This is a genomic window from Pseudoalteromonas sp. AS71, assembly GCF_038900275.1.
In the GTDB taxonomy this organism is placed as follows: Bacteria; Pseudomonadota; Gammaproteobacteria; order Enterobacterales; family Alteromonadaceae; genus Pseudoalteromonas.
Genome location: NZ_JBBMQZ010000010.1, coordinates 128,281 through 140,404 on the forward strand (window position 1 = coordinate 128,281; position 12,124 = coordinate 140,404).

At 39.0% G+C, this 12,124-nt stretch carries 8 protein-coding genes; 1 reads left to right on the plus strand and 7 read right to left on the minus strand.

Annotated features, from left to right (window positions below):
- The 6 genes from WNY98_RS09740 to glk form a co-directional block, all read right to left on the minus strand.
- Positions 1 to 1,125, minus strand: coding sequence for a sterol desaturase family protein (locus WNY98_RS09740; RefSeq protein WP_342877778.1), 1,125 nt, complete (start codon positions 1,123 to 1,125; stop codon positions 1 to 3).
- A 205-nt stretch (positions 1,126 to 1,330) separates the two neighbouring features.
- Positions 1,331 to 2,335, minus strand: a complete 1,005-nt coding sequence (gene gap / locus WNY98_RS09745; RefSeq protein WP_076923935.1) for a type I glyceraldehyde-3-phosphate dehydrogenase — start codon at positions 2,333 to 2,335, stop codon at positions 1,331 to 1,333.
- A gap of 9 nt (positions 2,336 to 2,344) precedes the next feature.
- Positions 2,345 to 2,965, minus strand: a complete 621-nt coding sequence (gene eda, locus WNY98_RS09750) for a bifunctional 4-hydroxy-2-oxoglutarate aldolase/2-dehydro-3-deoxy-phosphogluconate aldolase (protein WP_342877779.1) — start codon at positions 2,963 to 2,965, stop codon at positions 2,345 to 2,347.
- A gap of 33 nt (positions 2,966 to 2,998) precedes the next feature.
- Positions 2,999 to 4,849: a phosphogluconate dehydratase gene (gene edd / locus WNY98_RS09755; RefSeq protein ID WP_076923933.1), complete on the minus strand. Its 1,851-nt coding sequence runs from the start codon at positions 4,847 to 4,849 to the stop codon at positions 2,999 to 3,001.
- Between the two features lie 336 nt (positions 4,850 to 5,185).
- Positions 5,186 to 6,199 (minus strand): LacI family DNA-binding transcriptional regulator, encoded by a 1,014-nt coding sequence (locus WNY98_RS09760; RefSeq protein WP_076923932.1) that lies wholly within the window; start codon positions 6,197 to 6,199, stop codon positions 5,186 to 5,188.
- A 36-nt stretch (positions 6,200 to 6,235) separates the two neighbouring features.
- On the minus strand, positions 6,236 to 7,228 hold the full coding sequence (gene glk, locus WNY98_RS09765; RefSeq protein ID WP_342877780.1) for a glucokinase: 993 nt from the start codon (positions 7,226 to 7,228) through the stop codon (positions 6,236 to 6,238).
- Between the two features lie 308 nt (positions 7,229 to 7,536).
- Between glk and WNY98_RS09770 the strand changes: the two genes are divergently transcribed.
- Complete coding sequence (locus WNY98_RS09770; RefSeq protein ID WP_197185016.1) at positions 7,537 to 8,553, plus strand: LacI family DNA-binding transcriptional regulator; 1,017 nt, start codon at positions 7,537 to 7,539, stop codon at positions 8,551 to 8,553.
- Positions 8,554 to 8,761: 208 nt separating this feature from the next.
- Here the strand turns inward: WNY98_RS09770 and WNY98_RS09775 are convergent, their stop codons facing one another.
- On the minus strand, positions 8,762 to 11,689 hold the full coding sequence (locus WNY98_RS09775) for a TonB-dependent receptor (RefSeq protein WP_342877781.1): 2,928 nt from the start codon (positions 11,687 to 11,689) through the stop codon (positions 8,762 to 8,764).
- Positions 11,690 to 12,124: the final 435 nt, after the last annotated feature.

Consider the following 12,124-nt stretch of genomic DNA (forward strand, 5'->3'; position numbering starts at 1 on the left):
TTATTTAGTGCGCTTAAACGGATAAACCTGTTGTTTTAGCATACCTATCGGCATGTAATCCCCGACTACACCATATGCTTCTGGCCACTCTTTTTGGCCTTTAACTGCTGTACCAAACGCATAATCTAAAAACGAAAAATGCGCAGCGTAATTACGGTCAATCGCGGCTTTATCTGACGCATGATGCCAATGGTGAAACTGCGGTGTAACCATAAAATATTTTAGCCAACCAAATCTAACACGTACATTTGCATGATTAAACACAGCCTGCAAACCCACAATTATTACGTACAAACTAATTATTTGCTGTGAAAAACCAAGCACAAATATAGGCGTGAGCACTAAGCTGCGCGTTACGAGTATTTCAAGAATATGCTGGCGAGAGCCCGCTAACCAATCCATTTCTTTAGCACTGTGATGTACGCCATGAAAGCGCCATAATAAAGGGACTTCGTGATAAGCACGATGCACCCAATACTGCATTAAATCTGCCACAAGTATTATTAAAAACAACTGCACTACAAAGGGTGTTTGCTCTATATAACCTTGTACTGTAGATGATACAGCCCAACCAAAACCATAATGTACAAAATGGTTAGTAACAAGTAATACAAAACCAATAATTAAATGATTTACAAAAAAGTGGTTTAAATCACCTCGCCACTCACTACGCAATATTTTTTGCTCTTTCCGATGCGGTAGCAGCTTTTCAATAACAATAAATATGAGTGTTGAGCCGAGTAAGTCTAAAATAAACCAATCGAGCCCTATGTAAGGTGTGTCGCTGGCAAACTCGTTTACCTCAACGTTTGGTCCGCCAAACATAATAGCCAATATAATAAAAAACCACGCTGTAGCTCCTAAGCGCTTATTGGTATTACGTACAAAGTTAAGTAGTCCTAAACTGCCCGAGACCAATAATGATGCAAACATAAGCTGACGTAAAAAGTCGACGCTGTAGCTTTTTCTCAGTTCTGGTGTGGTTAAGTATTCGGGAAAGTGAAACGCTAATACGCCTAAACAACTCAGTATTGCTAAAAAGCAGGCTATGTAGCCACTTATGTTGCCCTCACCTATCTGAAGATGATTTGTGCGAAATACTTTTCGCGATAAAGCTCTGATCATTTTTATTGTTCCTTGCGTCGTTGAGTTGATTAAATACAACGAAATTCCATTAATTTACACACCCACATATTAACAAAATTTAGGGGATAAAAAATACAAATAGTTCCCTCCATAGTCTGAGTTGCAAATATACAGATAAACTAAACGCAAAAAAGCCACGCAATGCGTGGCTTGGTTGGATAAAGCTAAACTTTTACAAGGTCAATTATAAGTACTGACCTAGTGCTTTAACTTGGTCTAGCATGCGGTTTGAGAAACCCCATTCGTTGTCATACCAAGCCATTACTTTAACTAGATTACCATCGGCTTTAGTTTGCGTTGCATCAAAGATAGATGACGCTGGGTTATGGTTAAAGTCGATAGAAACAAGCGGAAGCTCGTTGTATTGTAAAATATCTTTCATTGAACCCGTTGACGCTTCTTTCATGATTGCATTGATTTCTTCTGCAGTCGTATCGCGCTTAGTAATAAACGTAAAATCAACTAAAGATACGTTGATTGTCGGTACACGTACCGACATACCGTCTAATTTACCAGCAAGTTCTGGTAATACTAAACCAACAGCTGCCGCAGCACCTGTTTTAGTTGGGATCATAGATTGAGTTGCACTACGAGCACGGTATAGATCTGGGTGGTATACGTCAGATAGGTTTTGATCATTCGTATAAGAATGAATCGTTGTCATACTCCCTTTTTCAATACCTACTGTGTCATTAATTGCTTTTGCAAGTGGTGCTAAACAGTTAGTAGTACACGATGCATTTGAAATAATTTGGCTATCAGCGTTAATTACATCGCTGTTTACACCATGAACCACTGTTGCATCCATATCTTTACCTGGAGCAGAAACGATTACTTTTTTAGCCCCTGCTGTAATGTGCTTAGCAGCGTCATCACGTTTAGTGAAAAAACCAGTACATTCTAAAACGATATCTACGTTTAGTGCTTTCCACGGTAAATTTGCAGGGTCGCGTTCTTGCGTTAACGTAATTACGTCGTCATCAATTAACATGGTGTTATTTTCAAGTGTTACTTTTTTAGAAAATTGACCATGAACTGAGTCATACTGCGTTAAATGTGCATTAACGTTAGCAGGTGCTAAATCGTTAATTGCTACAATTTTAATTTCGCTGTTTTGAGCTGACTCATAAAGTGCACGTAAAACATTTCTACCGATACGGCCGTAACCGTTAATTGCTACATTAATCATTTTAGACTCCTATTTAAGTTCACTTGCTTGGCGAGCAAGCGCTTCAATTGCTTGCCAGTCTTTATTTTCAATTAGTTGTTTATCTAGCATCCACGTACCACCAACACAAATAACGTTGTTAAGCGCTAAATAGTTCGGTGCAGTTGCTAGGCTAATGCCGCCAGTTGGGCAAAAAGTAATATGTGGTAATGGGCCGCCGATTGATTTAAGCATTGCTGTACCGCCTGCAGCTTCTGCAGGGAAGAATTTTAAATACTTAAAACCATGCGACGCAAGTTCCATAACTTCACTTGCAGTTGCAGCGCCTGGTAAAAATGGTATATCTGATGTTTTAGCCAAAGCAATAAGCTCATCGCTAACTCCTGGACTCACCATAAAATCTGCACCTGCGGCAACCGAAAGATCAAAGCTTGCTTTATCTACTACCGTACCAGTACCTACATAGGCTTCAGGTACTTCTGCTTTCATCAGCTTTACAGCTTCTGCAGCAATAGGTGTACGTAGTGTGATTTCTAAGGCTTTTAAGCCACCGTTATATAACGCTCTTGCAAGTGGTGCTGCATCTTCTAATTTTTCGATTACAACCACTGGCACTACGGGTGCCGATGCTAAGATTTTTTCAATACTCATTACTTGTTCCTCATTACCCAGTATGGCTAATATTTATTCAAGTCCAAAAGCACTCGCGCCTAAATCGGCACTGCTTACGATATTTCTAAATCCAGTAAATAATTCACGACCTGTACCAAATGTTGCACTTGGCAGGCTAAGTTCTGCTTCACGTTTAGCAAGTTCTTCGTCGCTAACGTGTACTTTTAATATTCCATTTGGCGCATCAAGTGTCACTAAATCACCTTCTCGGATTTTAGCAATAACTCCGCCTTCGACTGCCTCTGGTGCTAAGTGAATAGCAGCTGGTACTTTACCTGATGCACCCGACATACGACCGTCAGTAACAATGGCTACTTTAAAGCCTTCATCTTGAAGCGTTGCCATTACTGGCGTTAATTTATGTAGCTCTGGCATACCTTTCGCTTTAGGGCCTTGCTCTTTTAGCACGGCAATAAAGTCTTGGTTTAATTCACCACGCGTGTATGCGTCTTGCAGAGCACTTTGTGAGCTAAATACTTTTGCAGGAGCAGTAACAACCTGATGTTCAATAGCAACAGCTGACACTTTAATAACAGCTTTACCTAAGTTACCCGTTAGGAGTTGCAGACCACCTTGCTTACTAAAAGGGTTACTCACTGGGCGAAGTACTTCTTCATCGTGTGAATTTGCTGGGCAATCTACCCATTTTACTTTAGTTGGGCCGGTTGAGTTGCTCATGATCAGGCTATCGTCTTTATCTAAACGTGGCTCTGTCATGTAAGGTGCTAAACCATCGCCTAGCATTGTTTTAACATCTGTGTGTAAGTAACCAGCGCTTGCTAGCTCTCGCATTAAGAAACCCATACCGCCAGCTGCTTGGAAGTGGTTTACATCAGCTGAGCCGTTAGGGTAAATACGTGTAAGTAGTGGTACAACTTCTGATAAATCAGACATGTCTTTCCACGTAACCTGAATGCCCGCCGCTTTTGCTATCGCAACAATATGAATAGCATGGTTAGTAGAACCACCTGTAGAAAGCAAGCCGACTAAACCGTTTATGATCGTTTTTTCGCTGATCACATCGGCTAAACACGGGCTTTCTTTATCATCTGTAAGCTGCTTAAGCATGGTTTCTACAGCATTACCTGTAAGACCATCTCGAAGCTCAGTGTAAGGATTAATAAACGAGCTACCAGGAAGGTGTAAGCCCATTATTTCCATTAACATTTGATTTGAGTTTGCAGTACCGTAGAACGTACAAGTACCTGCGCTGTGATAAGACGCGCTTTCAGCCTCTAATAAGTCTTCGCGACTTACTAAACCTTGTGCAAATTTTTGACGAATACGTGCTTTTTCTTTATTAGGAATACCTGATTGCATTGGACCTGCTGGTAAAAAGAACACAGGTAAATGACCAAACGACAATGCACCAATTAATAAACCCGGGACAATTTTATCGCAAACGCCTAAACAAAAAACGCCATCAAACACATCGTGTGAAAGCGATATTGCCGTAGACATAGCAATTACATCACGAGAAAAAAGCGAAAGCTCCATGCCGTCACGCCCTTGCGTAACACCATCACACATTGCAGGAACACCACCAGCAACTTGTGCTGTAGCATCGAATTTTGTTGCAATGTCTTTAATTAAATCTGGGTAATCTTTGTATGGCACATGAGCCGAAAGCATGTCGTTATATGAGTTGATAATAGCAAGATTTGGCTGCTCATCAGATTTTAAGCGCGCTTTGTCATCACTGCTACAAGCAGCCATAACATGGGCTATATTTCCGCAACCTAAACCGGCACGAACTCTTGTTTGTTTTTTTGCGTGCGAAATACGTTCTAAATAATCTTGACGGGTATTTTTACTGCGTTCGATAACGCGCTGGGTAACTTCTTGAATACGAGGATGTAACATAATTTAACTCATCTCTATTAGTTAGAGGATAAAGGCTCAGTAGCAACTACAGACTCCACGTAAATAACTGTACTGAGCATCTTTGATTTACCCGTTCAAAGGTACGCTACCAGGGAGCCTCTCACAACAGCCCTGACACCGGTGTCACTGTATTAACGCATAGCAATGACACCGGTGTCAACCCCGGGTAACAAAAATAGTTTAATATTTTAACATGACCGAATAATGACCTAATTGATTTTTAGGCACAAAGTATATTTTAGCAAGTTCAGAGCAAAAAAAAGCCCAAATAAGCGTCACTCATATTCGGGCTACTGTGAAAGTTTTTTTAACTCACTATTTTATCGCAGAGGTAGACTCGCGTGTAATTAAGCGCGACTCAAGTGTTACCTGATAAGGCTTTTCTTGTGGTTGAGCTATGTGTGAAATAAGTTGAGTTACGGCCTGTTTAGTCATCTCTTCAACCGGTTGTGCAATAGTTGTTAAACCAGGCCAAATATGACGCGCAATGGGTGCATTATCAAAACCAGCTATTGAAATGTCATCAGGCACTTTTAATTGGCGCTGAGTAGCTAATTTTAATACCGCTGCCGCCATGTAATCGTTTGATGCAAATACAGCTGTTGGCCTAGGGGACAAATCTAATATGCTACGTGCACTATCTACACCAGAATGATAACTAAAGTTACCCTCCTCTACTAATCGTTCATCAAACTCTATCCCATGGCTTGCAAGTGAGCGCCTGTAACCTTTAAAGCGTTGTTGCGTAGCACTGTGATCCGGGTGCCCTTTAATAAACGCTATAGATTTATGCCCAAGGCTAATTAAATGCTCAGTAATTTCAAATGCGCCTTGCTCATCATTACTACGAACTGAAATAGAATCATCTTGAAGTAAAGCTGACGCAACTCTTGCATAAGGAATTTTTTTAGATTTTAAAAAAGAAGCCAGCTCAGCAAAATCACCAAAAGGAGGTGTTAGCACAATGCCATCTAATCGAGATGTCTGCAGTAATTGCTCAATATTATTTATAAGGGCATCACCACGAAACTCACAGGGGTGTATCAATAGATTATAATTATTTTCTTTGCATGCTTCTAGAGCACCCGTTTGCACGCGAGTGATGTAGCTTTTACTTGGGTTATCGTAAAGACAGCCAATAATAAAGCTACGATTTTGTGCAAGCCCTCGTGCAATTGGGTTTGGGGTATAATCGAGTTCTTTAAATACCGCAAGCACCTTTTCTCGGGTTGCAGCACTAACATTAGGCTCGTTATTTAAAACGCGTGATACGGTTTTTTTAGAAACACCAGCATGACTTGCCACACTGTTTATTGTTACTTTTTTCATCACTCTATTTTTCCAAATGCGAACAAGGAAAGCTCCTTATTTGCTGTTGTGCAAACACGCTGCGGCACCAATTAGTGGAATATTATCTTGTGTTACAAGTGTTACAGGAATTTGCCCTGCGTACTGCGACATAATACCCTTTTGCGAAAATCGTTCAACAAAACGACTTTCTAGAAGTCTTGCTTGCATTCGAGGCAGTATTCCACCGCCAATAAATAGTCCGCCTAAAGCGCCGTAAACAACGGCTAAATCGCCAGCTACACTGCCAATCCAATCACAAAACTGGTTTAGCGTTGCATCACACACATCACATTCACCGCTATTAGCTAGGCTACTAATTTGCGCTGCATCTAAATTTTTAGCTGTTACACCCTTAACCGCAGACATCGCTTTATATAAATGCGTTATGCCAGGTCCTGAAAATACAGTTTCGATAGAAACGTGGGGGTGGTCTTTACGTAATTCATTTAATAATAAAGTATCGAGTTCATTAACGGGTGCAAGTGATATGTGCCCACCTTCTGAACTTAAAACAGCGGTAGATTGCGATGTTCTTACTAAACATGCAGCACCAAAACCAGTACCTGGGCCTATAACACCAATGTTTGCATTGTCATCAGCTTGACCTGCTTTAACAATTACATTTTGTGTTGGATCTAAGTAAGGAGCAGCGTATGCAAAAGCAGCAAAATCGTTAATGACTTCTAGTTGAAGTAAATTAAAGTGTGCTTTAAATTCACTAACACTAAAATGCCAACCTAAATTGGTTAAGTGTACCTGCCCAGCTTTTATTGGACCTGCAACGGCTAAGCATGCGCGTTTAGGGGTAATATGCGAAACTGTTTGTAAATATTGTTCTAGCGCACTTTCAAGTGAACCAAAATTAGCACTAGGGAATATATTAATGTGCTCTATTACAAATTGGTTAGTGTCTTCATTAAAACCAGTTATTAAAGCAAAGCGGGCATTAGTGCCGCCAACATCAGCAACTAAGATGGGATCAAATTGGGCAGAAGAGTTTAGGCTCATAGTATTATCTCTTTTGTTAAGCGACTCGTGCTTATTATTTTACAATGGTATACCATTGTTATTTATACTTTGAGCTATCACCTCAAAGTAGCTATCACCTCAAAGTAGCTATCACAGTAGAAAATGCTGTCTATAAAAGATATTGACAGCGAATACGTTTTGACAACAAAATGATAAAACACTGACATTATGACACCGGTGTCATGAATTTATCAATAAAAATATACGTTAATTCACAAAAAGCTTGAAATTATTCATTAATAAACGAAAATGACACAATTATTTATCAATTTAATTAAGTTGTAACAATGAAAGGTAAAGCCACCTCATTTGATATTGCCCACTATGCAGGGGTATCTCAATCAACTGTATCTCGCGCTTTACGTAACAGCCATCTTGTTAACGAAGAAACACGTAAGCGTGTGTTCGATATAGCTAAAAAACTTAATTACAAAGTTGATAAAAATGCCAGCAACTTGCGAACTCAGCAAAGCAGTACGCTAGCATTACTTCTTTTCGAAGACCCTACTTCTGATGAGTCACAAATTAATCCGTTCTTTTTAGCCATGCTTGGTAGCATTACCCGTGCTTGCGCTAAAGAAGGTTACGATTTATTAGTATCATTTCAATCGGCCAGCGCTGATTGGCAAGCAGACTATGAAGATAGCCACAGAGCCGATGGTATTATTTTACTCGGTTATGGCGATTACATTGATTACCAACCAAAATTTAACACCCTACTTGAACAAAACACTAAGTTTGTTTGTTGGGGCGCAACGGTTGATAATCGCCCAGATTTAACTGTTTGTTGTGACAACTACGGTGGCGGTAAGCTTGCCGCTGAGCACTTTATTGCTCACAGCAGAACTGATTGCGCTTTTATTGGTGATGCATCTGATCATAGCCCTGAATTCTTTAGTCGCTTTCAGGGCTTTAAAGATGAGCTATTGGCTAACAACGTAAAAATAAACGAACGTAAAATGGCTAATGCTATATCTACGGAAGAATCTGGGTATCACGCCACTCGTTCGCTTATCGCTAATAATATTAAATTTAACGCCTTATTTGCCGCAAGCGACTTAATCGCTATTGGCGCTATACGTGCGCTTAAAGAAGCAAATATCAACGTACCAAAAGATGTTGCGGTAGTCGGCTTTGATAATATAGCCATTGCAAGTTATGTAAATCCACCACTGACGACTATAGAGCAAAACACCACTGTTGCTGGGCAAATGCTCGTAGAGAACTTATTAAAACTGATACGTGGTGAAGAAGTGCAAACTACCCTATTAGCTCCTATTCTCATTCCTAGAAGGTCAAGCTGAGCCTGCCTGATAAAATAAAGCAGAATTAACAAACCATTTTAATTGGCAGTTACAACTACTTAAATTTTATTCAGTATCTTTTTATCTATTCATTTCACTTTTCTTTCTGATGTATTCATATCTCACAAAAATTCAAAATTTAGATATAAAAAAAAGCCTCTAACGAGGCTTTTTTATTAAACAACTTTTAACTCATACTAACAAGTTGTTAGAAATCGTAAGACGCTGATAATTGAATTCTACGAGGAGACTGGTAAGACTGAGCTAAACCAAATGTAGCATTTCCATCACCAGCAGCTATTTCTGCAGCTTCATCATAACGAGTTTCAGTAGCAGCATCAAATACGTTAAATATATCCATAGCTAAACGAACTTTCTGATCGTTAAAGCGAAGGTTATAAGTAAAGTTAAGATCTAAACGTGCTGTCCATGGTGTAGTACCCATGCTGCCACGAGGGAAACGTTTATCACCTACATAGTAAGTATCACCGTATACGTATTGATCAGGATCTGGAGTATAACCTTGACCTAAAGCAGTCCAAGGACGTCCAGATGCAATATTAACATTAGCACCAATTAAGAAATCTTCTGTAACAGCAAAAGCACCATAAATTTTGATGTTATGACGACGATCTGCAGGTAGATTACCATTAGCACCATCCATTAGATAAGGGTAATCCCAATCTTGCGTAAGACCGGCATCATCTTGACCATTATCAGATTTAACAAAACCTTCTGTATTACCGTAGTTGTGAGACCACGTGTATAGAGCTTTTAAAGACCAAACCTGATCCCATGTTTTTTCAAGTGTTAAATCAACTGATGCGTATTTACGCTTAGCTTCCGGGTAACCTAACTCTTCAGCACTAAAGCTATATTCTTCAGTGGTGCCGTCACCATCAAGATCGAAATTGAAAGTAGCACCATTACCTGGATTGAATAAGAACCAGTTTTCACCTAAGTATTCACCATTTTCATCACTAAAGATATAAGAACCATCATCAATTTGATTACCTAAAACACGGTAAGTTGCTTTGATACCCCATGACCAATCATCATTGATTGCTGCTTGATAACCAATCATATACTCATCGTTATACATTGGTTCAAGATCTTTATCAGATAAGGTATTTGATGGTTTTGCAGTACCGTCACCGCCATTAGAAATAGCAGGATCACCTAACTGTGTGCTTAAACCAACAGGAGTACCGTCTGCATTTAAGCCTTCATATGCATACCATGTTTGAATATAAGTTTCTGCACCTGCTAAACGAATATTTGTATTAGCTGCTACTGGTAGGTAATAACGACCAGCAGTGAAGAACAACTTACTATCGCCATCTCCGTTAATATCCCAAGAACCACCTAAGCGAGGAGCAATTTGATTATCGATAGAAACAAACTCTTCGCCATCTGCATTGTAGTTTGTAAAACTATCATTACGAAGACCTAGTGTTAATGTTAAATCTTCTGTAACCGACCATTGATCTTCAATATAAATAGCCCAGTTTTCTACTTCAAACGAACCGCCATTTTTATAATCGCGTACACGTGTTGTCTTCATTTCTTCAGGTAAGACATAACCATTAGCCAATCTAGCGCCTTCTTCGTATGTACGATAATAGTAGTAAACGCCACCAGAGTTTTGTGTTGTTGAATCAGCTGTATTAGTTTCAGAATCATAACCAAATTTTAGCGTATGCTCATCGTTTAGGTAGTAATCAAAGTCAACGCGCAATTGCTCACGTTTATCTTCATTTTCACCAACGGTAAAGTTTACATAACACGTAGTATCCTCACCTAAATCGGCATCATAACCTGTAGGACAATCATCAAAGTCTGAGTAATCAGTTTCTGAAAATTTAACTTGGCCATACATTGCTGACATACTTAAATCTTCCGTCAGGTTACCAGTGTAACGAACAGCAAAACTTTCACCGCCTCGCTTGTGATAAGCTGTACCACCATCTTCAGTATAATTACCATTTCCTTCAGGATCTGAAATTGTTTTTTCTGAATAAGTTCGTTTATCACTAAAGCCCCAAAGCATTAGTTGATGATCTTCGTTAATATTCCAATCAAAACGAGCTAGATAATATGGGTCATCATCTTTTTCAACTGTTAAATCTGTTTGAGACGCATTACCGTATTCGTAGTCATTATCTCTTGCAGTATAAATACCATAGAAAAATAATGTGTCTTCAACTATCGCACCTGAAGCATAAATACTTGTTTCAAATGAATTGTCGTAGTCGTCTTGGTTATTAACATATAAATCACCAATACAATGCCCGTCTGCATCTTCACAACGATCATTTTGCTTGTAAAGTGAGTTAGGAGCTTGCTCGCTTAACGAGTCAGATGAATAAATCGTTTCAACACCAAAGTGAAAATCATTAGAACCAGACTTAGTAACTGATGAGATTAATCCACCAGTGGTACGCCCGAATTCTGCAGAATAACCACCTGTTTTAACTTGGAAGCTATCGTACGCTGTGAATGGGATTGTTGCACCACCAAGACCATTACGGAAATTAGTCATATTTAGACCATTCACGTAATAAGCATTTTCAGCTACAGAAGCACCACCAAATGAAGCTTGGTCGCCAAAACGACTGTCCCCTTCAGTTGCGCCAGGCGCAAGCAATGCTACTGAAGTTACTGAGCGAGATATTGGTAGTAGCTCTAATTCTTCAGAGCTAATGTTTAATGAAGATTCTGATGCAGAAACATCTATTGCGCGAATAGAACCACCTACAACAGCAATTCTTTCGATATTACCTGTAGTTAGTGGAATTTCAATAAGAGCTGTTTTACCAACTCCTATAACCACATCTTTAACTTGAGCTTGGTCAAAACCAGCTTGAGAAACGACAATATTATATTTACCAACTGGTACCTGTTTTAGATCGAACTCGCCGTTCGAATCTGCAATAAGCGTTTTTGAATAGCCTTTCGTGTCATCTGTTATTGTTATTGATGCACCCGCTAGTGAAACACCTGACTGAGCCGTTAAGCTACCTTTGATAGCGCCGTTAACGTTATCTGCCATTGCAGGCATTGCCGCACTTAACGTCATTGCAACTGCTGCGGCAGTGAATGAGCGTTTAAAGGTCTTAGAAAAATTATGGTTCATTTTTGATTTATCCCTAGATAATTAGATTTTTATTTTTTATGTATTTCATCAAATACTTTATATAACGGTTACTTATTTAAAGTATTTAATCCCCCCTTAATCTATAAGGGGAAACAAATTAATAACACAATAAAAACAAACTTGCCAACAAAATGAGACAGCAATTAACAGGAAAATCACCATAAAAAACAATAAATTAACAAAAAAACAAGGATAAAACCAAAAAACAAAATAAAAACAAAAAAACAAACATATAATTTACATTGCTAGTTGTTTGCAAAACTAACAAAATGAATAAAAAGCAGGCTCCATTATTTATAAAAATAGCGCCATAAACACCATTAAAAAACAACCCTTATACAATTCACTTAAAACTCCTACCAAAATACTATCCCACTTAATTAGCATAAATATTCACACCACACTTCACAAACC

Bases quoted from the DNA above. Each gene is read 5' to 3' on its own strand.
- WNY98_RS09740 (WP_342877778.1), bottom strand. From the start codon at position 1,125: ATGATCAGAGCTTTATCGCGAAAAGTATTTCGCACAAATCATCTTCAG.
- WNY98_RS09770 (WP_197185016.1), top strand. From the start codon at position 7,537: ATGAAAGGTAAAGCCACCTCATTTGATATTGCCCACTATGCAGGGGTA.
- glk (WP_342877780.1), bottom strand. From the start codon at position 7,228: ATGAGCCTAAACTCTTCTGCCCAATTTGATCCCATCTTAGTTGCTGAT.
- gap (WP_076923935.1), bottom strand. From the start codon at position 2,335: ATGATTAATGTAGCAATTAACGGTTACGGCCGTATCGGTAGAAATGTT.
- edd (WP_076923933.1), bottom strand. From the start codon at position 4,849: ATGTTACATCCTCGTATTCAAGAAGTTACCCAGCGCGTTATCGAACGC.
- eda (WP_342877779.1), bottom strand. From the start codon at position 2,965: ATGAGTATTGAAAAAATCTTAGCATCGGCACCCGTAGTGCCAGTGGTT.
- WNY98_RS09760 (WP_076923932.1), bottom strand. From the start codon at position 6,199: ATGAAAAAAGTAACAATAAACAGTGTGGCAAGTCATGCTGGTGTTTCT.
- WNY98_RS09775 (WP_342877781.1), bottom strand. From the start codon at position 11,689: ATGAACCATAATTTTTCTAAGACCTTTAAACGCTCATTCACTGCCGCA.